22 protein-coding genes, 1 tRNA gene and 3 rRNA genes are annotated in these 23,942 nt (G+C 45.0%); 14 read left to right on the top strand and 12 right to left on the bottom strand.

Annotated features, from left to right (window positions below):
- Nucleotides 1-107 precede the first annotated feature (107 nt).
- Nucleotides 108-2,312, bottom strand: coding sequence for a primosomal protein N' (gene priA / locus ASUC_RS02735; RefSeq protein ID WP_041834706.1), 2,205 nt, complete (start codon nucleotides 2,310-2,312; stop codon nucleotides 108-110).
- Between the two features lie 36 nt (nucleotides 2,313-2,348).
- Between priA and ASUC_RS02730 the strand changes: the two genes are divergently transcribed.
- The 3 genes from ASUC_RS02730 (at nucleotide 2,349) to ASUC_RS02720 (ending at nucleotide 4,652) form a co-directional block, all read left to right on the top strand.
- Nucleotides 2,349-3,146 (top strand): glycosyltransferase family 25 protein, encoded by a 798-nt coding sequence (locus tag ASUC_RS02730; protein WP_012072281.1) that lies wholly within the window; start codon nucleotides 2,349-2,351, stop codon nucleotides 3,144-3,146.
- Between the two features lie 145 nt (nucleotides 3,147-3,291).
- Entirely contained in the window at nucleotides 3,292-3,507 is a 216-nt protein-coding gene (gene rpmE / locus ASUC_RS02725) for a 50S ribosomal protein L31 (RefSeq protein WP_012072280.1), read from the top strand.
- 77 nt (nucleotides 3,508-3,584) lie between these two features.
- Nucleotides 3,585-4,652: a glycosyltransferase family 4 protein gene (locus ASUC_RS02720; protein WP_012072279.1), complete on the top strand. Its 1,068-nt coding sequence runs from the start codon at nucleotides 3,585-3,587 to the stop codon at nucleotides 4,650-4,652.
- 56 nt (nucleotides 4,653-4,708) lie between these two features.
- Here ASUC_RS02720 and ASUC_RS02715 read toward each other — a convergent pair whose 3' ends face one another.
- Nucleotides 4,709-5,464, bottom strand: a complete 756-nt coding sequence (locus ASUC_RS02715) for a M48 family metallopeptidase (protein WP_041834704.1) — start codon at nucleotides 5,462-5,464, stop codon at nucleotides 4,709-4,711.
- Nucleotides 5,465-5,524: 60 nt separating this feature from the next.
- The gene (gene ppa, locus ASUC_RS02710; RefSeq protein WP_012072277.1) at nucleotides 5,525-6,052 is read right to left on the bottom strand and encodes an inorganic diphosphatase; all 528 of its coding nucleotides are present in this window, start codon (nucleotides 6,050-6,052) and stop codon (nucleotides 5,525-5,527) included.
- Nucleotides 6,053-6,195: 143 nt separating this feature from the next.
- On the opposite strand from ppa, the gene ASUC_RS02705 reads away from it, so the two are divergent.
- The 5 genes from ASUC_RS02705 (at nucleotide 6,196) to rplS (ending at nucleotide 9,908) form a co-directional block, all read left to right on the top strand.
- Nucleotides 6,196-7,758 (top strand): glycosyltransferase family 2 protein, encoded by a 1,563-nt coding sequence (locus ASUC_RS02705; RefSeq protein ID WP_041834600.1) that lies wholly within the window; start codon nucleotides 6,196-6,198, stop codon nucleotides 7,756-7,758.
- A gap of 174 nt (nucleotides 7,759-7,932) precedes the next feature.
- The gene (rpsP, locus tag ASUC_RS02700) at nucleotides 7,933-8,181 is read left to right on the top strand and encodes a 30S ribosomal protein S16 (protein ID WP_012072275.1); all 249 of its coding nucleotides are present in this window, start codon (nucleotides 7,933-7,935) and stop codon (nucleotides 8,179-8,181) included.
- A gap of 30 nt (nucleotides 8,182-8,211) precedes the next feature.
- On the top strand, nucleotides 8,212-8,739 hold the full coding sequence (gene rimM, locus ASUC_RS02695; RefSeq protein WP_012072274.1) for a ribosome maturation factor RimM: 528 nt from the start codon (nucleotides 8,212-8,214) through the stop codon (nucleotides 8,737-8,739).
- A gap of 47 nt (nucleotides 8,740-8,786) precedes the next feature.
- Nucleotides 8,787-9,524 (top strand): tRNA (guanosine(37)-N1)-methyltransferase TrmD, encoded by a 738-nt coding sequence (trmD, locus tag ASUC_RS02690; protein WP_012072273.1) that lies wholly within the window; start codon nucleotides 8,787-8,789, stop codon nucleotides 9,522-9,524.
- A 33-nt stretch (nucleotides 9,525-9,557) separates the two neighbouring features.
- Nucleotides 9,558-9,908 (top strand): 50S ribosomal protein L19, encoded by a 351-nt coding sequence (gene rplS / locus ASUC_RS02685; protein ID WP_012072272.1) that lies wholly within the window; start codon nucleotides 9,558-9,560, stop codon nucleotides 9,906-9,908.
- Between the two features lie 128 nt (nucleotides 9,909-10,036).
- Here rplS and rraA read toward each other — a convergent pair whose 3' ends face one another.
- Nucleotides 10,037-10,537 carry a ribonuclease E activity regulator RraA gene (rraA, locus tag ASUC_RS02680; RefSeq protein WP_012072271.1) on the bottom strand — a complete coding sequence of 167 codons (501 nt, stop codon included), beginning with the start codon at nucleotides 10,535-10,537 and terminating at the stop codon, nucleotides 10,037-10,039.
- A gap of 44 nt (nucleotides 10,538-10,581) precedes the next feature.
- Nucleotides 10,582-11,487, bottom strand: coding sequence for a 1,4-dihydroxy-2-naphthoate polyprenyltransferase (locus ASUC_RS02675; RefSeq protein WP_012072270.1), 906 nt, complete (start codon nucleotides 11,485-11,487; stop codon nucleotides 10,582-10,584).
- Between the two features lie 81 nt (nucleotides 11,488-11,568).
- On the opposite strand from ASUC_RS02675, the gene tsaA reads away from it, so the two are divergent.
- Nucleotides 11,569-12,270 (top strand): tRNA (N6-threonylcarbamoyladenosine(37)-N6)-methyltransferase TrmO, encoded by a 702-nt coding sequence (gene tsaA, locus ASUC_RS02670; RefSeq protein WP_012072269.1) that lies wholly within the window; start codon nucleotides 11,569-11,571, stop codon nucleotides 12,268-12,270.
- A 206-nt stretch (nucleotides 12,271-12,476) separates the two neighbouring features.
- Here tsaA and rrf read toward each other — a convergent pair.
- From rrf to ASUC_RS02635, 7 genes are all read right to left on the bottom strand, one after another.
- Nucleotides 12,477-12,592, bottom strand: a 5S ribosomal RNA gene (gene rrf, locus ASUC_RS02665).
- A gap of 102 nt (nucleotides 12,593-12,694) precedes the next feature.
- Nucleotides 12,695-15,693, bottom strand: a 23S ribosomal RNA gene (locus ASUC_RS02660).
- Between the two features lie 217 nt (nucleotides 15,694-15,910).
- Nucleotides 15,911-15,986 (bottom strand) — tRNA-Glu (locus ASUC_RS02655).
- 150 nt (nucleotides 15,987-16,136) lie between these two features.
- Nucleotides 16,137-17,680 (bottom strand): 16S ribosomal RNA (locus ASUC_RS02650).
- The 16S, 23S and 5S rRNA genes sit together here with 1 tRNA gene alongside, the layout of an rRNA operon.
- A gap of 284 nt (nucleotides 17,681-17,964) precedes the next feature.
- On the bottom strand, nucleotides 17,965-18,474 hold the full coding sequence (hemG, locus tag ASUC_RS02645) for a menaquinone-dependent protoporphyrinogen IX dehydrogenase (RefSeq protein ID WP_012072268.1): 510 nt from the start codon (nucleotides 18,472-18,474) through the stop codon (nucleotides 17,965-17,967).
- Entirely contained in the window at nucleotides 18,474-19,895 is a 1,422-nt protein-coding gene (locus ASUC_RS02640; protein ID WP_404799670.1) for a TrkH family potassium uptake protein, read from the bottom strand. Before ASUC_RS02640 ends, hemG begins: the two co-directional genes overlap by 1 nt.
- A gap of 59 nt (nucleotides 19,896-19,954) precedes the next feature.
- Complete coding sequence (locus ASUC_RS02635; protein ID WP_012072266.1) at nucleotides 19,955-20,563, bottom strand: YigZ family protein; 609 nt, start codon at nucleotides 20,561-20,563, stop codon at nucleotides 19,955-19,957.
- A gap of 78 nt (nucleotides 20,564-20,641) precedes the next feature.
- Here ASUC_RS02635 and tusA point away from each other — a divergent pair, with 78 nt between their 5' ends.
- The 5 genes from tusA to yihA all read left to right on the top strand — a co-directional run bounded on the left by tusA (nucleotide 20,642) and on the right by yihA (nucleotide 23,901).
- Nucleotides 20,642-20,881 (top strand): sulfurtransferase TusA, encoded by a 240-nt coding sequence (tusA, locus tag ASUC_RS02630; RefSeq protein ID WP_012072265.1) that lies wholly within the window; start codon nucleotides 20,642-20,644, stop codon nucleotides 20,879-20,881.
- A gap of 197 nt (nucleotides 20,882-21,078) precedes the next feature.
- Nucleotides 21,079-21,348, top strand: a complete 270-nt coding sequence (locus ASUC_RS02625; RefSeq protein WP_012072264.1) for a PTS sugar transporter subunit IIB — start codon at nucleotides 21,079-21,081, stop codon at nucleotides 21,346-21,348.
- A 30-nt stretch (nucleotides 21,349-21,378) separates the two neighbouring features.
- Nucleotides 21,379-22,743, top strand: a complete 1,365-nt coding sequence (locus ASUC_RS02620; RefSeq protein WP_012072263.1) for a PTS ascorbate transporter subunit IIC — start codon at nucleotides 21,379-21,381, stop codon at nucleotides 22,741-22,743.
- Between the two features lie 69 nt (nucleotides 22,744-22,812).
- Nucleotides 22,813-23,226 carry a PACE efflux transporter gene (locus tag ASUC_RS02615; RefSeq protein ID WP_012072262.1) on the top strand — a complete coding sequence of 138 codons (414 nt, stop codon included), beginning with the start codon at nucleotides 22,813-22,815 and terminating at the stop codon, nucleotides 23,224-23,226.
- A 54-nt stretch (nucleotides 23,227-23,280) separates the two neighbouring features.
- Nucleotides 23,281-23,901, top strand: coding sequence for a ribosome biogenesis GTP-binding protein YihA/YsxC (gene yihA / locus ASUC_RS02610; protein ID WP_012072261.1), 621 nt, complete (start codon nucleotides 23,281-23,283; stop codon nucleotides 23,899-23,901).
- Nucleotides 23,902-23,942: the final 41 nt, after the last annotated feature.

Raw genomic sequence — 23,942 nt, 5'->3', positions numbered from 1 at the left:
GACTCTGTTTATTTTTGATATAAATGCGCTTAATTCTACTCAAATTTCGTCAATGTGACTAGTCCGTCGTCTTATTCTTTCATTAAGTTCGCGGGAAAAAGCGTCGATCAAGTCAGATCCTGCGGATCTACATCTAAATTTAACCGCACTTGTGACGGTTTATTTTCCCAGTTCCGATAAAAATCCGCCAATGCCCTTTGCAACCAAGCGCGTGACGGATGTTGTAATAACAACTGCCAGCGAAATTGATCCGCTTTTTTGGCGAAAGGTGCCGGCATTGCGCCCAAAATCTGTAAGTGCGGTTGATTTTTCGCCTGTTTCCATCGTTGGAAATAATCCGCAATCTGAGTGAGTAATCGCTCAGCAGCTGCAGATTGTCGGCTTTGCGCTTTAAATAACGCCTGAAAACTAAAAGGCGGCAATCCCATTGTACGACGCATGTCTAACGCTTCACGGGCAAACGCGGCGTAACCGTCGTTCAACAAACGCCGCAATAGCGGATGCTCCGGATAATGGGTTTGTAACAATACTTCGCCCGGTTTTTCCGCTCGGCCCGCTCGCCCCGCCACCTGTACGTAAAGCTGCGCCAAGCGTTCTTCGGCACGAAAATCCATACTGAACAGACTGCCGTCCACATTAATCAGCGCCACCAGCGTCACATCCGGGAAATGATGACCTTTCGCCAGCATCTGCGTGCCAATCAGAATCCGGCTTTTGCCTTGCTTAATATCATCCAGATGGCTTTCCAGTGTGCCTTTACGCGCCGTGCTGTCACGATCGATACGGGTAATACCGTAATGCGGAAAACGTTCTTTCAACGTTTGCTCCAACTGTTCGGTGCCAAGCCCTGTGGTGATTAAATGGGTCGAACCGCAATCCGCACACTGCATGGGAATCGGGCGCTGCGATGCGCAATGATGACAGCGCATAACCCGTTGCCGTTGATGATATGTGAACGGTTTATCACAATGAGGACAGCAGCACATCCAACCGCATTCATGACATAGCAACACGGGTGCAAAACCGCGTCGGTTCAAAAACAGCAACACCTGATTTCCCTTTTGCAGATGTTCATCCATTTTACGCAGCAAGGTACCCGACAAACCGTTTACCACCGATTGTTTTTTTAAATCAATCAACTGACTTTCTGCTGTTTTCGCTTGTCCGGCGCGTTGCGACAAAACGATGTGGGTATATTTCCCCTGATTCACATTGTGCAGACTTTCCAAGCTGGGGGTCGCCGAGCCCAACACCACCGGAATATCCAGCTGCTTGGCGTAAACCACCGCCAAATCACGGGCATGATAACGCCACCCGTCTTGCTGTTTGAAAGAGGCCTCATGTTCTTCATCCAGAAGAATCGCGCCTAGATCACGAAATGGGGTAAACAACGCCGAACGGGTACCGATAACTATCGCGCTTTGCCCGTTTTTTGCCCGTCGCCACACTTGTAGTCGCTGAGAATCGTTTAAATTGGAATGCAATACGTCAATTTCTACGTTAAAACGCGCCCGAAAGCGACGGACCGTTTGCGGAGCTAAACCGATTTCCGGCACCAGCACCAAAACCTGCCGGTTTTTTTTCAATGTTTCTTCAATAAACTGCAAATAGATTTCCGTTTTACCGGAACCTGTTACGCCGTCCAGCAAAAATGCCTGAAAGCCTTGCTGAAACAACAACCGGCTTAACGCCAACGCCTGTTGTTTATTTAAGGTTAAACGATTTTCCGTTTTGGTTAGCGCTAATTCACCTAACTTTTTTTGCCAATCGACGGATTCCACCGCCTGCTCAAATTCCGTAATCAAAGCTTTCTCTTTCAAAGCCGACCAGATGCTCGCGGCGAAAGGATTATTACCTTTTTCCAACGGAGCTAAAATCAGTGATCTTGCCGCTTCCAGCTGTTTTTTCGCGCGATTCAGCGCACCGTCCGTTAACGCCTGTTCGCCAAGTGCGGTCAATTTCCAAAAAATTTTCGATTTTTCCACCGCACTTTCACCGTTACGCAATTTCACCGGCAACGCCGAAAATAAAGCTTCTCCCAGCGGTGCCTGATAATACCCAGCCGCCCAGTTCAGTAATGACCAGAGCGGCGCATTAAAGATTGTTTTTTCATCCAATACCGCCAGAATTTGTTTCAGTTGTTCGGCGGGCAATTCGCTTTGAAGCGGGAAATCCACTGCAATCGCCACCCGTTTCTGCCGTCCGAACGGCACCACAACCCGGCTTCCGATCTCAAGCGAAAGCCCGTCAGGCAATAAATAATCAAAAAAACGCATTAACGGCACCGCCAGCGCGACACGAACAAATTTCATTTTAAGTTTGTAATTCCAAAAATAAATCTTTACCATATGCAGGGTAAAGGAGCAGATTATGGCAATCAATCAATCAATCAATCAATCAATATTCTTATCATTAATTTAAAAAAATCAACTCAACGCCGTCAATTCATGCAGAAACAATTTGACGAATTGCAAAAATGCTTTCCTGATTTTCATCTTAACTACCAATTTTTTACTGGTGTAAACGGTAATGAAGAAGCAAATCATCCTCTCTTTAAAAAATATAACTCAAAAAAACGATTAGCAAGAAAAGGGCAGGATATGTCACTTTCACAGCTTGGCTGTTTTGCCAGCCATTATCTTCTTTTAGAAAAATGTGTTCAATTAAATGAGCCGGTTATTATATTGGAAGATGATGCTATATTACTTGACGGATTTTATGATGTTCTCAAATATGCGCCAACTGTAGCAAATTATTTTGAATTTTTCAGGCTAAGTAACCGTTCTGGCGGAAATAATGTAAAATCAGCGCCATTATTTCAAATCCCTAATACGAATTTAATTATTTCTCAAGTATATAAAGGATGGGCTAATACCACAGGTTATTTTGTTACTCCTAGAGCGGCAAAAAAATTTTTAACTCAAATGAAAGAATGGATTTACAACGTCGATATTACTATGGATAGATATTGGGAAAATAAAGTACATTTTTGTGCCTTATTACCTAATGTCGTTCGCCCACAAGATGAATTCTTAAGTCAAATCCAAATGAATAAAACTAAACGTAGTATCAGTGTAAAGTTAAAGCGAGAAATCTTTGCCGCTTATGATCGAGTAAACAAATGCTTATTTGATCTTCTCCACTAAACAGTCTTGAATAATGTATTTTTTTCGGTATAATTTGCCGTCTAATTTCCGTGCTGCACCGTGCAGCGTAATATTAACTTCGTATGGTGTAAGGTGGCTTGCGGGCCGACGTTATGGCGATACGGCTTCTGACAGAGGTTTTCCAATGAAACAAGGTATTCATCCAGAATATAAAGAAATTACTGCGACTTGTTCTTGCGGTAACGTAATCAAAACACGTTCAACTTTAGGTAAAGACATTAACTTGGACGTATGCGGCAACTGCCATCCGTTCTACACCGGTAAACAACGTGTGGTAGATACCGGCGGTCGTGTAGAACGTTTCAACAAACGTTTCAGCATTCCGGGTACCAAAAAATAATTTGAATGCCGAATAAAGCCCTGCTTTTGCGGGGCTTTATTGTATTTTGCGAAAAGTAAAGCAACGGAAGGGAAAGTATGAAAGTTGCCATTAATACCTTAAATTTTCGACGGGGCGGCGGAGTTGAACGTTATATTCTGGATATAATCAACGGATTTCATCAGCAAAACCTGCGCCCGCGGATTTATACCGGCAAGGCGGATTGCAGCCTGCCGGAAAATCAATGGATTGACTTAATCAAAGCCAATATTTCCTTTATTCCGCGCAAACTGCGTCACCGTTTCCTTTCATCGTTCGTACGTAAAAACCGCCGGGATGATGAAGTGATTTTTTCGCTGTTTTTTCTGTATTGCGATATTTTCGTGTGCGGCGGTAATCATCAAGGCTATCTGAACGCCTTGCACAAAACGCCGAATTGTTATGAAAGATTCATAAAAATTCCATACGAATATAAGGTACTTAAGGAATGTCAAACCGTCATTGCTCATTCGCGGCTGATGAAAGACGAACTCATTAAATTTTACGGCGTACCTGCGCAAAAAATTCAGGTGGTTTATCCGCCGGCGGATACGCAAAAATTTATTCCGCCCCCCCCCCGGCAGCGTCAGCTATTACGCCGGAAATTCGGCTTTGCCGATGATGAAGTTATTTACCTGTTTCCTTCAACGGGACATAAACGCAAAGGCTTCGAATTACTAAAAAATTTCTTTAACGCCTCGGATTTACCGATTAAATTGGTGGTGGCGGGAACACCGGTAGAAAACAGCCGGAATGTGCGCTCGCTAGGTTTCAGACAAGATATGCCGGAACTCTATCAGGCGGCGGATTTCACCATAATGGCATCCTTTTATGAGCCTTTCGGTTTGGTTGGATTGGAATCCGTCCTGTCCGGTACGCCGATTATTTTTTCGGAAAATATGGCTTGCCTGGAAGTTTTTCAAAACCGGTTCGGTTTTACTTTTAACCGTCATGATCCCGGTTCGCTGAAAAGTGCGGTCGAAAAATCCGTTGATTTAGTCAAGGGAGGACAGGCCCGGATTGAAAATCCTAAACATTGTTTAAACTATGATCCGGAACTCTCAACCCATATTGCCCGCTTGTTGGAAATTGCAAAAACAGTGAAAAAAACGACCGCACTTTCTTAAGAAACGATCTCAATACCGCCATAAAAAATGCCTGCCCGAAAGAACAGGCATTTCGTTTATTTACGCGGCTTGTAATATTTCATCGCTTCCGGCAATAAGCGCTGTAAGTTTTCCTGACGGAATTCGTCGCTCGGGTGAGTAGAGAAAATGCTCGCACCATTTGAACCGCCGGCTGTCTGCATTTTCTTCCAAAGTCCCGGTGCTGCCTGCGGGTTATAGCCTGATTTCGCCATCAGAATTAACCCGATTTCGTCCGCTTCGGTTTCGTTGCTGCGGGAAAACGGTTTGTTAGTCATCAAGTCAACCGTACCGCTCGCCAAACCGCCGGTATCCGCCCCCAATGCCGCTGACACACCTATTTCCGCTACGGCGCCCAAAATGCCGGTCGCAATACCCACATTATGGGAGGCTTTGCCGTGTTCCCTTAAAGCGTGAGCCATTTCATGTCCCATCACCACGGCGATTTCATCATCGGTCAGCTTAAGGCGGTCGACCAAACCGGTATAAAACATCATTTTACCGCCCGGCATGGCCCATGCGTTCAGTTCGTTACTCTTGACTACCGTAATTTCCCAATCGAAACGTTCGCCGGTGTGATTTTCCGCCGTGGCATAAGGTACCATTCGGTTAAAGACATTTTTGATGCGAACCGCAGTAGCGGAAGTAGTGTCTACTAATTTTTTAGCTTTCGCCTGTCGAACCACTTGCGCATATTGGGATGCCGACTGTCGATTGATTTCCGCCGAAGAAGCGCAACCCACAACCAAAGCGGCGACAAAAGAAAGAACGGCCAGTTTTCGTAATAATTTCATCATATTAAAACTCAAATCAAAAAAATACCGCCCTTAACCAAGGACGGCAGTAAAAAACGCTTATTTTTTCGCACGTTCAAAGGAATCCAAGATTTCTTTGCGGGCCGACTCAACGCCTTCCCAACCGTCAACCTTAACCCATTTACCCGCTTCCAACGCTTTGTAACTTTCGAAGAAGTGCTGAATTTGTGCCTTTAACAGTGCAGGTAAATCGTTCACATCTTTAATGTGATCATATTCCTTGCTGAGTTTAGTATGCGGAACCGCGATAACTTTCGCATCTTGTCCGGATTCGTCGGTCATTTTCAATACGCCTACCGGGCGGCAACGGATCACGGCTCCCGGTTGTAACGGATAAGGAGTAGGCACTAGCACGTCTACAGGATCGCCGTCCAAAGATAACGTGTGGTTGACATAACCGTAGTTCGCCGGATAGAACATTGCCGTAGCCATGAAACGGTCAACAAACAGCGTACCGGTTTCTTTATCTACTTCGTATTTAATAGGATCCGAGTTTGCCGGAATTTCGATGACCACATAAATATCGTCTGGCAATTCTTTACCCGCTGGAACGATTTCTAAACCCATTTTAGCCTTCCTTATTATTAATTTGAGTGAATAAAACGGTCTGATTATAGCGGGAATTTTACCGTTTTGCTAGGCAACCTTTTACGATATGGCTATAATCTCAAAAGTTTACGAATTTTGACCGCACTTTAAAGAGAATGACTATGAATAAAATCCCTGTTTCCGTCACTATGCTGGTAAAAAATGCCGAGAAATATCTGCGAACCGTGTTGACGGCGCTGGCGGATTTTGACGAAATTATCCTGTTGGATAACGGTTCCACGGATAGCACGTTGGCGATTGCGGAACAGTTTGAAAATGTAAAAATTCATTTTCACGAATTTAACGGTTTCGGCCCCATGAAAAATCTGGCGGCGAGCTTCGCCCGGCATGATTGGATTATCAATATCGACAGCGATGAAGTGTTTCCGGCGGAATTAGTGGAGGAAATCCGTCGGCTGGATTTTAACGATGTCAATAAAGTATATGCGATGTTGCGCATTAACCATTACCGCGGCAAACCGATTAAAACCTGCGGCTGGTATCCCGATTACGTGAAACGTCTGTACAACCGTACGGTGGTAAATTTCAACGATAAACAGGTACACGAAGGTTTGGATATTCCCCGAAACGTGGAATTGATAAAACTGCAAAACGCTTTTAACCATTATTCCTTCGAAAGTGCGGTCGGTTTAATCGACAAAATGCAGCAATACACTACGCTGTTTGCGGAGCAACAAAAATTCCGCAAACGGGCATCCGTGCCGTCGGCGATTTCTCACGGTTTTTCCGCCTTCTGTAAAAATTATCTGTTAAAACGCGGTTTTATGTCCGGCGCGGACGGTTTTGTGATTTCCTTTGCCAACGCCTGCGGCGCTTACTATAAATATGTGAAACTGGCGGAGGCGAATCAAACGTTGACCGCTTCGTTAATCGTGACCACCTACAACCGTCCGGATGCCTTACAGCTAGTGTTAAACTCCGTATCGGCGCAACGGGTATTGCCGGATGAAGTGATTGTGGCGGATGACGGTTCTACACAAGAAACTAAAGCGGTGATTGACGCATTTGCAGCACGTTGTCCTGTGCCGGTAAAACACGCCTGGCAACCCGATGACGGGTTCCGTCTGGCGGAATCCCGTAATCGGGCGTTATCTATGGCAACCGGTGATTATATCGTGATTATCGACGGCGATATGGTGATGCACCCGGAATTTATCGCGGATCACAAAAAAGCGGCCAAAAAAGGCGTGTATATACAGGGCGGGCGGATTGTATTGCCGGAAGGAAAAACAGCTGAATTACTGACCGCACCTGACAGTTACCGAGCGCTAAAATGGTATGAAAAAGGCTTGGAAAAGCGCTTTGAAAAACGTTTTTCAGCGATTCATTGTCCGTTACTGGCAAATCTCTTATTAAAAAAGGAAAAGCGTCATTTTTACAAAAATATTCGCGGTTGCAATATGGGCTTTTTCCGCGAAGAGGCGTTGGCAATTAACGGTTTTAATAACGATTTCGTCGGTTGGGGAAGAGAAGACAGCGAATTCGTTGCGCGTTTTTTTAATAACGGCGGCAAAATTGCGACCATTAAATTTGCGGCGATAGCCTACCATTTATGGCATAACGAAGCACCGCGCGCCGCCTTGCCGGAAAATGATCGCCTGTTAGCGAACGCGATGAAGAGCAACGTAATTCGGGTCGAAAACGGAGTGGCTCAAATCCGCTAAAAATACGCTAAAATTAACCGCACTTTTACCGTTTACGTGCAGGTAAACCTTGCTTTTTAAGCTCAAGAATGTATAATTCTTGGGCTTTTTGTCTATATACACAGAGAAAAAAGTAAGCATTCCTGCAGCGCTCATGCAGGTTTTCTTTTATTATTAAATACTTAGAGGAAGGTTATGGTAACCATTCGTTTATCTCGTGGCGGAGCTAAAAAACGCCCATTTTATCAAATCGTTGTAGCTGACAGCCGTTCACCGCGTGACGGTCGTTTCATCGAACGCGTTGGCTTCTTCAACCCGTTAGCAACCGGTAAAGCCGAACGTTTACGTTTAGATTTAGACCGTGTTAACGCATGGGTTGAAAAAGGTGCGTCTTTATCTGATCGCGTTTCCGCATTAGTTAAAGAAGTGCAAAAAGCAGCTTAATTCATTGATTTGAATTGATAGGTGGTATAAATGGAACAACAACGTATTGAAGTAGTTGGCAAACTCGGTTCAACTTACGGTATTCGTGGTTGGTTACGCATTTATTCATCAACAGAATACGCAGAAAGCATTTTTGATTATCAGCCTTGGTTTTTGAAAATTAAAGGTCAATGGCAACCTGCCGAGTTAGAAAGCTGGAAACATCATAATCACGAATTAATTGCCAAATTGAAAAACGTAGATGATCGTGATGCGGCACAGGCTTTAACCAATGTCGAGATCGGCGTGGATTTGTCTGTTTTCCCGAAACTTGAAGAAGGCGATTATTACTGGCACGATTTAATCGGCTGCCAGGTCGTCAATCTACAAGGGTATACCATGGGAACCGTTTCCGAAATGATGGAAACAGGTTCAAACGATGTGTTGGTTGTCCGTGCAAATGTCAAAGATGCCTTCGGCAAACAAGAGCGTTTAATTCCGTTCTTGTATGAAAAAGTAGTTAAAAGAGTCGATCTCACCACAAAGACGATTGAAGTGGATTGGGACGCTGGTTTCTAATCTCAGGTATGCTGTAGCGCTTTAAGTCGTAACACGAAGGATAAATTATGTTTATAGGGATCGTCACCCTGTTTCCTGAAATGTTTAAAGCAATTACAGAATTTGGGGTAACAGGTAGAGCTGTTAAACAGAACCTGCTGCAAGTGCGATGCTATAATCCGCGGGATTTTACTCACGATAAGCACAAAACCGTAGACGATCGCCCTTATGGCGGTGGCCCGGGAATGCTGATGATGGTACAACCGTTACGTGATGCAATCCACTCGGCCAAAGCTGAAGCAGGTGAAGGCGTAAAGGTAATTTACCTTTCGCCGCAGGGACGTAAACTCGAACAATCCGGCGTAACGGAATTAGCCCAAAATAAGAAATTAATCTTGGTATGCGGACGTTACGAAGGTATTGACGAACGATTGATTCAAACCGAAGTCGATGAAGAATGGTCAATCGGGGATTACGTGCTGACCGGCGGAGAACTTCCTGCAATGACATTAATTGATGCCGTTGCAAGATTTATTCCGGGTGTTTTAGGCAAACAAGCCTCGGCGGATGAAGATTCCTTTGCCGCAGGATTATTGGATTGTCCGCATTACACCAGACCGGAAGAATTAGACGGCTTAACCGTTCCTCCCGTGCTGATGTCGGGTAATCACGAACAAATTCGTAAATGGCGGTTAACACAATCGTTAGAGCGAACGTGGTTACGACGCCCTGAGCTACTGGAAAAACTAGCTCTGACTGACGAACAAAAGAAAATACTGAATCAGATAAAATCTGAAACAGTTTAATCAGTTAACACTAGTTACACAAAAGGTAAAAAAATGAGCAACATCATTAAACAACTTGAAGAAGAACAATTAAAACAAAACGTACCTAGCTTCCGTCCGGGCGACACATTAGAAGTGAAAGTATGGGTAGTTGAAGGCGCTAAAAGACGTTTGCAAGCATTTGAAGGCGTAGTTATTGCAATTCGTAACCGTGGCTTGCACAGCGCATTCACTTTACGTAAAGTATCTAACGGTACCGGTGTTGAGCGCGTTTTCCAAACACATTCACCGGTAATCGACAGCATCACCGTGAAACGTAAAGGTGCGGTACGCAAAGCCAAACTTTACTACTTACGTGAACGTTCCGGTAAATCTGCACGTATTAAAGAACGTCTTGGTGCATAATTCACAGAATTATGCTCAAAACAAAAGGCTTGGAGAAATCCAAGCCTTTTGTTTGTTATGCCACATTTACGTAACGTTATGAATAAAAATACAATCAAAATCGACCGCAATTTTGCTTTTCAAATTCATTATTCCGCATTTAATTCATCTAAATCCAACGGTTCCTGAGAAAGGATAATACCCGTTAAATCCGCATAAATATAATCCTCCGGAAAGAACGTTACACCGCCAAAATTGACCGGAATATCGCTTTCGCCGTAATTAGATTCATCCGCACTCACAGGAATCGGCGCTAACGCATGGATACCGATTTCAATATTTTCTAATTCGGAAAGCTGGCGAATCGCACCATAGACAATAATCCCTTCCCAATGATTATCCGCAGCGAGTCGAGCGAGCTCCGCATCAATCAATGCTCGACGAATCGATCCGCCACCATCAATAACCAATACGCGCCCTTCTCCGTTTTCTTCCAGAATCTCTTCAATTAACCCGTTAGTTTCAAAGCATTTCACCGTTGTGACCTTGCCATAAAATGCCTGCACACCACCAAAACTTGAAAAAATAGGATCCACGACATCCACTTGATCGAGATAAATATCGCAAAGTTCTGAAGTATCAATTCGCATATAATTTCCTTTCTTTCGAAACAATAAACGTAAGTATATGCCCGTTACGGTAACATTAGCAAGCCTAAACTGAAAAGCACAGTGCTGATAAGCGCCAACATCGACATTTTCGCCAACATAGGACGCAATGCTGACGGATCTTTATGGGTGACAACAAATTTTGCATGTCTTGCTAATAAAAAAGCAATAACACCTATGACGCTCAACAAAATAGGTTTATATTTTAATGCAAAAAGTGCGTAACAAAGCACTGCTCCCAATAATAAGAAACAATGATAAATTCGTCCTTTTTCCGGGCCGATTCGAACAATTAACGTATTTTTCCCCGCTTTTTTATCTTGTTCAATATCCCGTAAATTGTTGATATTCAGTACTGCGGTAGAAAGCAGTCCGCAAGCCGATGCCGGCAGAAAGATATCGCCGCTCAATTCATGAGTTTGCAAATAATAGGTTCCGCAAACCGATAATAAACCAAAAAATAAAAAGACAGAAATATCACCTAATCCCAAATATCCATAAGGTTTTTTGCCGACGGTGTAAGTAATTGCCGCCAAAATGGCAAGCAGTCCTAATCCACCGAATACAATGAGATCTTTAATATCTTCATATGCGATGGCAATCAGCAATACGCCGGAAACAAAACTTATCGTGATAGCAACAATTAACCCCTTTCGTAGTTGTGCTGCCGTCATTTCTCCTTGCTGAATACCGCGTAACGGCCCGATTCTTTCTGCCGTATCCGAACCTTTCTGATAGTCACCGTAATCATTGGCAAAATTAGACACTATCTGAAGTAACGTTGCCGTTAACAAGCATAACAACGTCACTGACCAGCTGAAACTTCCCCGCCATTGGGAAAGTGCCGAACCGGTTAAAATTATTGCCAATGCAAGCGGAAGCGTTTTAGGGCGCGCGGTATCAAGCCACGCTTTAAATGATGTTTTAGCCATAAAAATCTACAAAATTTCTGACCGCACTTTTGCGGTTTCAGGTATCATACGAAAAACGAAGTTTACCATAGATTAGAAATGATGTCTGACTTAACCTTAACGCCAATTGCAGTAATCCATACGCCTTATAAAGAAAAATTTTCCGTTCCTCGCCAACCTGACTTAATACAGGACGGAACCGGTGTCCTAGAGTTATTGCCACCCTATAATATTCCTGAAAGCGTGCGAGGATTAGAACAGTTTTCGCATTTATGGCTCATTTTCCAATTCGATCGTATTGAACGCGGCAAATGGAATCCGACGGTAAGACCGCCCAGATTAGGTGGCAACCGAAGAATGGGTGTCTTTGCCACACGCTCAACTCATCGCCCTAACCCGCTTGGATTATCCAAAGTAGCATTAAAAAAGATAGAATGTGAAAATGGAAATGTAAAATTATATTTAGGCGCCGTGGACTTAGTTGACGGTACGCCCATCCTTGATATTAAACCTTATATCGCTTATGCGGATCAAGAACCCAATGCCATTTCAGGTTTTGCTCAGCATAAGCCTAAAAACAATTTAGCCGTTACTTTTACCGAGGAAGCTAAAAATATTCTTACCCGGATTCAACAAAAATACCCGTTTATACAACGGTTTATTACAGAAGTCTTACAACAGGATCCCCGTCCTGCCTACCATCAAGAAAAAAATTCAAAGAAAATATATGGAATCAAATTATATGACTACAACATCCGTTTTCAATTTGACGGCCATATCGTTAAGGTTATTGACATTATATAATAATACTTATTCGTAAAATAAACGCTTGCTGCACCACTAGCAGAATCCGCTTTAATTAATAATCCTTAACTTTTAAGAAGTGCGGTCAGATTTTGTCGTGTTTTTTTAAAAATATGGCAGATAAGTATCAAAATATGATAAACAGCTCAAAACCCTAAAAACCCAAAAACCCCGGCTCATTTCTGAACCGGGGTTTCTTTATCGCTACCTGGCGGTGCCCTACTCTCACATGGGAATATCCCACACTACCATCGGCATTACGGCGTTTCACTTCTGAGTTCGGCATGGGGTCAGGTGGGACCACCGCACTGTCGCCGCCAAGATAATTCTGTTGTTCTCCGCTTATCCGCAACGCCTCTACCTCTCAATAGCCCGCGCCGCTTCCTTTAAAATTCGAAACAAGCCGAAAACATTTGAGCGTTGTATAGTTAAGCCTCTCGGGCAATTAGTATGGGTTAGCTCAACGTCTCGCAACGCTTACACATCCCACCTATCTACGTCGTCGTCTACAACAACCCTTACAGACCTAAAGTCTGGGAGAACTCATCTTAAGGCAAGTTTCGTGCTTAGATGCTTTCAGCACTTATCTCTCCCGCATGTAGCTACCCGGCAATGCGTCTGGCGACACAACCGGAACACCAGGGATGCGTCCACTCCGGTCCTCTCGTACTAGGAGCAGCCCCTTTCAATTCTCCTGCGCCCACGGCAGATAGGGACCGAACTGTCTCACGACGTTCTAAACCCAGCTCGCGTACCACTTTAAATGGCGAACAGCCATACCCTTGGGACCTACTTCAGCCCCAGGATGTGATGAGCCGACATCGAGGTGCCAAACACCGCCGTCGATATGAACTCTTGGGCGGTATCAGCCTGTTATCCCCGGAGTACCTTTTATCCGTTGAGCGATGGCCCTTCCATTCAGAACCACCGGATCACTATGACCTGCTTTCGCACCTGCTCGACTTGTCCGTCTCGCAGTTAAGCTTGCTTTTACCATTGCGCTAACCTGACGATGTCCGACCGTCATTAGCAAACCTTCGTGCTCCTCCGTTACTCTTTGGGAGGAGACCGCCCCAGTCAAACTACCCACCAGACACTGTCCGAGAGCGTGTTTTCACTCCTCGTTAGAACATCAAACGTTAAAGGGTGGTATTTCAAGAATGGCTCCACTGTCACTGGCGTGACCGCTTCAATGCCTCCCACCTATCCTACACATCAAAATTCAAGGTTCAGTGTCAAGCTATAGTAAAGGTTCACGGGGTCTTTCCGTCTAGCCGCGGGTACACCGCATCTTCACGGCGATTTCAATTTCACTGAGTCTCGGGTGGAGACAGCCTGGCCATCATTATGCCATTCGTGCAGGTCGGAACTTACCCGACAAGGAATTTCGCTACCTTAGGACCGTTATAGTTACGGCCGCCGTTTACCGGGGCTTCGATCAGGTGCTTCTCTTGCGATTACACCATCAATTAACCTTCCGGCACCGGGCAGGCATCACACCCTATACTTCCACTTTCGTGTTTGCAGAGTGCTGTGTTTTTAATAAACAGTTGCAGCCAGCGGGTCACTTCGACCGGTTCAACCTTCAAGAGTCTATCTCTACAATTTATCCCGGCGCACCTTCTCCCGAAGTTACGGTGCTATTTTGCCTAGTTCCTTCACCCGAGTTCTCTCAAGCGCCTGAGTATTCTCTACCTGACCACCTGTGTCGGTTTATAGTACGGTTCAGATAAACCTGAAGCTTAGCGGCTTTTCCTGGAAGCATGGTATCGGTTACTTCGGCTCCTTAGAGCCTCGTCATCACTTCTCGGTGTTATTAAAGAGTCCGGATTTGCCTAAACTCTCCACCTACCGGCTTAAACAGACATCCAACCGTCTGATAACCTAACCTTCTCCGTCCCCGCATCGCAGTTTATCCAAGTACGGGAATATTAACCCGTTTCCCATCGACTACGCTTTTCAGCCTCGCCTTAGGGGCCGACTCACCCTGCCCCGATTAACGTTGGACAGGAACCCTTGGTCTTCCGGCGAACGGGTTTTTCACCCGTTTTATCGTTACTTATGTCAGCATTCGCACTTGTGATACGTCCAGCAAGCCTCTCGACTCACCTTCTTCCGCTTACACAACGCTCCCCTACCCAACAATGTCTCCATTGATGCCGCAGCTTCGGTGACTAGTTTTAGCCCCGTTACATCTTCCGCGCAGGCCGACTCGACTAGTGAGCTATTACGCTTTCTTTAAATGATGGCTGCTTCTAAGCCAACATCCTAGCTGTCTAAGCCTTCCCACTTCGTTTCCCACTTAACTAGTACTTCGGGACCTTAGCTGGCGGTCTGGGTTGTTTCCCTCTCCACGACGGACGTTAGCACCCGCCGTGTGTCTCCTGAGTATCACTCTTCGGTATTCGCAGTTTGCATCGGGTTGGTAATCCGGGATGGACCCCTAGCCGAAACAGTGCTCTACCCCCGAAGGTGTCCGCTCAAGGCTCTACCTAAATAGATTTCGGGGAGAACCAGCTATCTCCCGGTTTGATTGGCCTTTCACCCCCAGCCACAGGTCATCCGCTAATTTTTCAACATTAGTCGGTTCGGTCCTCCAGTTAGTGTTACCCAACCTTCAACCTGCCCATGGCTAGATCACCGGGTTTCGGGTCTATACCTTGCAACTCCACGCCCAGTTAAGACTCGGTTTCCCTTCGGCTCCCCTATGCGGTTAACCTCGCTACAAAATATAAGTCGCTGACCCATTATACAAAAGGTACGCAGTCACCCCATCACTTAATCCCACTGCTTCTTTTGAAGGTTTGACTCGCTTCGCTCGTCTTACCATCATTAACGTGCGGTTAATTTCCATCACTTTCCAATTGGATTAAGTGATGGGGCTCCCACTGCTTGTACGTACAGGGTTTCAGGTTCTCTTTCACTCCCCTCGCCGGGGTTCTTTTCGCCTTTCCCTCACGGTACTGGTTCACTATCGGTCAATCAGGAGTATTTAGCCTTGGAGGATGGGCCCCCCTTCTTCAGACAGGATTCCTCGTGTCCCGCCCTACTTCTCGTCAGCTCAGTACCACCGCTCAGACTTCGAGTACGGGGCTGTCACCCTCTGTCGCTTGGCTTCCCAGCCAATTCCTCTGTCTATGCCGCTATCACTGACCGGCTGCTCCGCTTTCGCTCGCCGCTACTCACGGAATCTCGGTTGATTTCTTTTCCTCGGGGTACTTAGATGTTTCAGTTCTCCCGGTTCGCCTTTCATTACTATGGATTCATAATGAAATGATGGATTCTTCATCCATCGGGTTTCCCCATTCGGACATCTCGGATTAAACGCCTCTTATCGGCTCATCCGAGCTTTTCGCAGATTAGCACGTCCTTCTTCGCCTCTGATTGCCAAGGCATCCGCCCTGTACGCTTAGTCGCTTAACTATACAACCTCAAATGTTCTCTTTACTGTCTTTTGCAAGAAAGTGCCTTCAATTTGAAGTCGGTTTTTTAAACTAAACACTTGACTGCTTTTGTTCAGTCAAGATTTTTACTACTCAGACTTTCTTTCGAAAATCTCTTCAGTTTTTCAGCTTGTTTCCAATTTTTTAAAGAACAATAAGATAAACCCTAACTTGCGTTAGACGAAATCATCTTTAATTGGCGTCCCCACGGGGATTCGAACCCCGGTTACCGCCGTGAAAGGGCGATGTCCTAGGCCTCTAGACGATGGGGACAACAGCTAAAGATAATCTCTTTGTTGTCTTGCACTTCCGTTTCTTCGATTCTCATCTCGTCGCTCGACCTAGTAAGCAACCAAAAGTGCGGTCTTTTCTCTCTACTTTTCATCAAACAATCTGTGTGAACACCGGTAATCCGTTCTTTAGTAAGGAGGTGATCCAACCGCAGGTTCCCCTACGGTTACCTTGTTACGACTTCACCCCAGTCATGAATCATACCGTGGTAAACGCCCCCCCTTTCGGTTAAGCTATCTACTTCTGGTACAACCCACTCCCATGGTGTGACGGGCGGTGTGTACAAGGCCCGGGAACGTATTCACCGCGACATGCTGATTCGCGATTACTAGCGATTCCGACTTCATGGAGTCGAGTTGCAGACTCCAATCCGGACTACGACGCACTTTCTGAGATTCACTCCCCCTCGCAGGCTCGTTTCCCTCTGTATACGCCATTGTAGCACGTGTGTAGCCCTACTCGTAAGGGCCATGATGACTTGACGTCATCCCCACCTTCCTCCGGTTTATCACCGGCAGTCTCCTTTGAGTTCCCATCTCTACATGCTGGCAACAAAGGATAAGGGTTGCGCTCGTTGCGGGACTTAACCCAACATTTCACAACACGAGCTGACGACAGCCATGCAGCACCTGTCTCTCAGTTCCCGAAGGCACTCCGATATCTCTACCGGATTCTGAGGATGTCAAGAGTAGGTAAGGTTCTTCGCGTTGCATCGAATTAAACCACATGCTCCACCGCTTGTGCGGGCCCCCGTCAATTCATTTGAGTTTTAACCTTGCGGCCGTACTCCCCAGGCGGTCGATTTATCACGTTAGCTTCGGGCACCAGGCTTATCGCCCAATCCCCAAATCGACAGCGTTTACAGCGTGGACTACCAGGGTATCTAATCCTGTTTGCTCCCCACGCTTTCGCACATGAGCGTCAGTACGTTCCCAAGGGGCTGCCTTCGCCTTCGGTATTCCTCCACATCTCTACGCATTTCACCGCTACACGTGGAATTCTACCCCTCCCTAAAGTACTCTAGCTACCCAGTCTGAAATGCAGTTCCCAGGTTAAGCCCGGGGATTTCACATCTCACTTAAATAGCCGCCTGCGTGCCCTTTACGCCCAGTTATTCCGATTAACGCTCGCACCCTCCGTATTACCGCGGCTGCTGGCACGGAGTTAGCCGGTGCTTCTTCTGTGGCTAACGTCAATCGAATAAGCTGTTAACTTATTCGCCTTCCTCACCACCGAAAGAACTTTACAACCCGAAGGCCTTCTTCATTCACGCGGCATGGCTGCGTCAGGGTTGCCCCCATTGCGCAATATTCCCCACTGCTGCCTCCCGTAGGAGTCTGGACCGTGTCTCAGTTCCAGTGTGGCTGGTCATCCTCTCAGACCAGCTAGAGATCGTCGGCTTGGTAGGCCTTTACCCCACCAACTACCTAATCCCACTTGGGCTCATCTTATGGCGGGCGGTCCGAAAATCCCACCCTTTAGTCCTTAGACATTACGCGGTATTAGCGACAGTTTCCCGTCGTTATCCCCCTCCATAAGCCAGATCCCCAAGCATTACTCACCCGTCCGCCACTCGTCAGCATGGAAAGCAAGCTTTCCACCCGTTACCGTTCGACTTGCATGTGTTAAGCCTGCCGCCAGCGTTCAATCTGAGCCATGATCAAACTCTTCAGTTCAAAAAGTTTTTCGCTCAATATACTGACATTCATTAATGTATTAACTTCGGTCAGCACCTTAAGTCTTCATTTGTTTTTTCTAAACGAATCTTTCCGGTGCCCACACAGATTGTCTGATAAATTGTTAAAGAGCAAAAAACAACGACGCACCGCTTGATTTGACTTCTTCACAACGGCGCGTCGTTGTGTGGGGCGTATTATAGGGCTTTTAGAATCCTTTGCAAGCCCTTTTTGTAAAAAAATGTAAAAATATTTTCTTTTGATGAATTTGCAAACAATCCGGTTTAAACATCCGCAAATTCCGCTGCAAAAATTGCCACTTTATTCCAATCCGTATATTCGATCTCAGCCGACGGATCCGTTTCTCCGCCCGTAATTTTCATTATGAGTCGGATCATAGTTCGATCAAAAAAATTATATCGCGGATAACGTAACGCGCCGGCAAAAACGGCAGAAAGGGTTGGTTGCCATGAAATTCGCTGTAAAAACTTACGCACATAAACATTGGTTTCCGGCGTATTTTTTTCTGCTTTTCGCGCCGTCAAATTCACACCGAAGAACGCTGTAGTTTTTCGATTCAAAAGTGCGGTCTGTTTTTCAATAAATTTATAAAGAGCTTTGTTGAAATGACCATAACGAATAGACGCTCCGATAATAATGCGTTCAAAATCGTCTAAATTTTTGACCGCACTTTGCTCAAGAGCAATCACTTCGGCATTAATTTTCTGTGCAATAAATTCAGCAATCTTCTTCGTTTGTCCGTCATAGCTTGAATAAATAATCAAGGTTTTCATTATGTTCTCCAAAACGCCGGGCTGAATAGAGCCAATAAAGTAAAAATCTCAAGTCGACCGCACACCATTGCGCCGGTAAGAATCCATTTTGCGCTATCCGGTACGTCGACAAAATTACTGCTGACAATGCCCATCCCCGGGCCTAAATTATTCAAACACGCCAATACGGCATTAAAGGCGTCAAAGGGTTCCAATCCGCAGGCAATAACCGAAAGCAGACAGATTACAAAAAGCAGTACATAAGCGGAAAAAAATGACCAAATACTGGAAATGACACGATTGTCTAAAATAACCTTTCCCCATTTTATCGGATAAACCAAATTGGGATGTACGAATAATTTCAGTTCTCGCAAACCTTGCAAAGAAAGTACTAACACCCGCGCCACACGCAATCCGCCGCCGACAGACCCCGCACAGCCGCCGATAAAGGAGGCAATAATTAACAGCATAGGAATAAAAGAAGGCCAATGGGTAAAATCGGCAGTAGTGTAACCTGTAGTAGTAGAAATAGAAACCGCTTGGAAAACCGCTTGCTCGACATTTACCCACCAATCATCGGCTGTATGATGACGGACTAACGCAAAAGAACATAAGGCAATAAGCACAATTTGTATCCGAATAAAAAAGCGAAACTCAGGATCCCGCAAATAAATCTTGAAAAAATTACCTTCTCGAATTTCGGAAAACGCACGAAAGTGCAACGCAAAGTTACAGGCGGATATCAATAAAAATACCACCGTAATCATATTAATTGTCGGGCTATCAAAATAGCCCATACTGGCATCATGTGTAGAAAAGCCGCCAATCGACACTGTGGAAAAACTATGACTGATGGCATCAAACCCGGACATTCCGGCCCAATAATAAGATAATGCGCAAAGCACCGTGAGCGAAGCATAAATGAACCATAAGGTTTTAGCCGTTTCGGCAATCCGCGGTTGCATTTTTTGTTCTTTCATCGGCCCTGACATTTCAGCCCGATAAAGCTGCATGCCACCGATTCCTAATAAAGGGATAATCGCAATCGCCAGCACGATAATCCCCATTCCGCCTAGCCATTGCAAAAACTGACGATAAAACAAAATCGCTTTCGGTAAATTATCTAATCCTGTAATCGTCGTCGCTCCAGTGGTAGTTAACCCTGAAAAAGCTTCGAAAAACGCAGATGCCAGCGTAAGATTGGGTTCATCGAACAACATAAACGGTAAAGCAGCAAGGCTTCCCAACACAACCCAAAACGATACAACAATGAGAAAGCCTTCGCGGGAACGTAATTCTTCCTTATGTAAGTGGCAACTCCACCATAGACTCGCCCCAACGGCAAGACTAATAAAGAAAGACTGAATAAATGCCGTACCGCCGCCGTCTCCATATATTAACGCTATAAATGCCGGCGCAAGCATGGCAAAGGAAAAGCACATGACTAAAATGCCGACAATCCGAATAATGGTAAAAATATGCACAAAATTTCTCTATTTATCTATTTAATTTGATTCAATACTAATTGTCCCGCGGAACGTTCGGTTAACTCTTGATTAAATGCCGCAAGTCTATCATCGCTTATTGCCAGGATAAATTGCACCTTTTCCTGAAAATTCTGGTTTTCGATCACAATATCATATTTTTCACATAAAAATTGTAACCAATTAATTTGCCCGTAATCACACCGTAAAACATAATATTGGCGTTCAACTTTCAATTCGGTTTCCAATAGTTTCAAAGCCTGTTGCACACCGTTACCGTAAGCCCTTACCAAACCGCCGGTACCAAGCAGAATTCCGCCGTAATAACGTACCACCACCGCAGAAATCTCACCAAGTTTACTGCCCAGCAATGCAGCAAGCATCGGTTTACCTGCCGTTCCCGCCGGTTCGCCGTCATCGGAAAATCCAAGCGCTTGTGAGTTGGTCGGTTGGGCGGCAACCGCCGCCCAGCAATGATGTCGCCCGTTAGGATGATTGTTTCTCACTTCCGCCCAAAAGGTACGTGCCCGTTCCAGTCCATCCGTATGCTGAAGATAGGTGATAAACCGGCTTTTTTTAATTTCTTCTTCAAAAACGACCGTACTTTTAGGAATTAAATATTGCATAAAATCATCTTAATTTTTGACCGCACTTTATCAGAAAGCTATTATACGCGCTAATCAATACAAACCTGAATTATACCAATGAACAATAACATCATCCACTACACGCTCGATACTTTAGGACTTCGTTGTCCGGAACCCGTTATGCTGGTACGCAAACAAATCCGACATATGCAAAACGGCGAAATGTTACTCGTCATCGCCGACGATCCCGCCACCACACGCGATATTCCCGGTTTCTGTCAATTTATGGAACATACGTTAGTACGTGCCGAAATGGAACGCCCCCCCTTTCGTTACTGGGTAAAAAAAGGAAAATAAGGCAAGATAACCGAAACCGTACATGTCAGAGAAATAACGACATCAAGTGTGAGACAGTTTAATTTGCCGGTTAAAATATCCATTATAGTCTAATTATGTTGTGTGATCTTTCTCACAAAATCAAACGTCCCGCATTGATTAGCTTAACGGATAGGTATAGATTATTTTTATTTACAATTCTTATCGGGAGTAACGACATGAAAATTATGGCGGTATGCGGGCACGGAATCGGCAGCAGCTTTATGATGGATATGAACATCAAGAAAGTCTTGAAAAAATTGAATATAGAGGCTGAAGTGGAACACACGGATTTAGCGTCCGTCAACGCGAACGATGCCGATTTATTTATCATGGCAAACGACATTGCCAATAGCAGCGGTTTGCCTAAAGATAAAATTTTAGTTATAAAAAATATCGTCGGTACTAAAGAGCTCGAAGAAAAACTCTCCGCCTATTTTAATCAATAATGTCGCCTGCCGGGTATAAGGAGAAATCGTATGGACGGTTTACTTTTCTTTATTTTAGACATCCTAAAAGTCCCTTCCGTATTGGTAGGATTAATCGCTCTTGTCGGTCTGATTGCCCAGAAAAAAAGCCTGCCCGATACCATTAAAGGTACGGTCAAAACCATTCTCGGTTTTATCGTGCTCAGCGGCGGAGCGACAGTACTGCTCACATCTCTGACACCGCTCGGTAATATGTTTGAATATGCCTTTAATGTACAGGGCATTATTCCGAACAACGAAGCTATTGTGTCAATGGCTATCGAAAAATACGGTACGGCGACCGCTCTTATCATGGCATTCGGTATGGCGGCTAACATTATCGTGGCACGTTTTACCCGTTTAAAATTCATTTTTTTAACCGGCCATCACACTTTCTATATGGCCTGCATGATCGGTGTCATTCTAACCGTTGCGGGATTTGAAGGCGTACAACTGATTTTTGTAGGGGCGTTAACATTAGGCTTAATTATGGCATTTTTCCCAGCGTTAATTCATCGTTATACCCGCAGAGTCACCGGCACCGATGAAGTGGGATTCGGACATTTCGGTACATTAGGTTATGTGCTATCCGCTGTAATCGGTAGTGCTGTGGGAAAAGATTCCAAATCCACGGAAGAAATGGATCTGCCGAAAAATCTCAGTTTCCTGCGCGACAGTTCTATTTCTATTTCGCTTACGATGATGGTGATCTATTTCATCTTGGCTGTCGCTTCAGGCAGCGAATATGTTACCGTCCATTTAAGTAATGGTCAGCATTATTTGGTTTATGCCATGATTCAAGCTATTACTTTTGCCGCCGGCGTATTCATTATTTTACAGGGCGTACGTTTAATTTTGGCCGAAATCGTGCCGGCGTTTACCGGCTTCTCGGAAAAATTAGTACCTAACGCGCACCCGGCATTAGACTGCCCTATCGTATTCCCTTATGCGCCGAATGCCGTACTGATAGGTTTTCTTGCCAGTTTTGTCGGCGGTGTCGTCGGATTGGTTTTATTAGGACAATTAAACTGGGTACTGATTTTGCCGGGCGTAGTTCCCCACTTTTTCTGTGGCGCTACGGCGGGTGTCTTTGCTAATGCCACCGGCGGACGACGCGGCGCAATTATCGGTGCATTCGCCCATGGTTTACTCATTACATTCCTGCCGGTGTTTCTGCTGCCGGTATTGGGTTCGTTAGGTTTTGCCAACACCACATTCTCGGATGCCGATTTCGGCGGGGTGGGTATTGTGTTAGGCTACATGGCGCAATACTTATCGCCCAACATGATTACCTCCGTGATTGTCGGTATTTTCGCCTTGTTGGTTATTTATAATTACGTGGCTAAACAGCCGCAACCGCCAGAAAGCGACGAATAAGCGATATATTTCACAACCAAACTCCAGTAGATTTTGCTACTACTGGAGTCTTTAATTTCTTAGCCCAAAATGACCGCACTTGAACGCCTTTTTCATGCGATTTTATTTGAACTTCTGGCAATTATTATTTCCATTCTTGCCGTAAAACTAGTGACGGATTACTCCACAGTCGAAACCGGCATCGTAATTGTGCTGATTTCCGTTATCGCCGTATTCTGGAATATATTGTTTAACTGGGGATTCGATAAACTTTTTCCCGGTGCACGTGAAAAACGCCGCACATTATTAAGAATATTTCATACACTGGCATTTGAAGGCGGTTTATTGTTTTTTACTTTACCGCTGGTTGCTTTCGTCTTAAAAATCAGTTGGTTAGATGCATTCATCATGGATATCGGTCTTACTTTATTGATTGTAGTGTATACTTTTTTCTTTAACCTGATTTACGATCATCTGCGTGCTGCAATTTTACGACAAAGCTAGTTTTGGCATTTTGCCGTTTATCGGGTATCCTTAGCGCAACCAAAAGGAAACATTATGTCTGAAATTAAACTGAATTATCACAAAACCCGTTTTCTGACCAGCGCGGCAAACATCAAACAGTTGCCGGAAGACAGCGGAATTGAAATTGCATTTGCAGGACGATCCAACGCGGGAAAATCCACCGCGCTGAATGCGTTGACCAACCAAAAAAATCTGGCACGTACTTCCAAAACCCCGGGACGCACGCAATTAATCAACTTGTTTGAAGTGGAACCGAACTGTAAATTAGTAGACTTGCCGGGTTACGGTTATGCCGCCGTGCCCGAACAAATGAAACTGCAATGGCAAAAATCGCTGGGCGAATATTTGCAAAAGCGCGAATGCCTTGGCGGAGTCGTCATTCTGATGGACATCCGTCATCCTCTGAAAGCGCTCGATCAACAAATGATCGAATGGGCGGTATCTGCCGATTTGCCGCTTTTATTGTTACTGACCAAAGCGGATAAACTCAGTCAGAGCGCTCGCAGCAAAACCGTAAAAATGGTACGAGAAGCGATCCTGCCGTTTCAAGGCGACATTCAGGTTGAAACGCTTTCCGCACAAAACAAATTAGGTGTCGATCGTTTGTCGGCAAAACTGGATGCATGGTTTGCCCCGAATTTTGCGACGGAATAAAATAAACGCCCAATTTTGTGATCATTATTCCAAATTACAAT

Origin of the sequence: Actinobacillus succinogenes 130Z, from assembly GCF_000017245.1 — a bacterium.
Lineage (GTDB): Bacteria > Pseudomonadota > Gammaproteobacteria > Enterobacterales > Pasteurellaceae > Exercitatus > Exercitatus succinogenes.
Note: the sequence above shows the minus strand (reverse complement) of the source record. Positions and strands in the feature narration are given on the sequence as shown.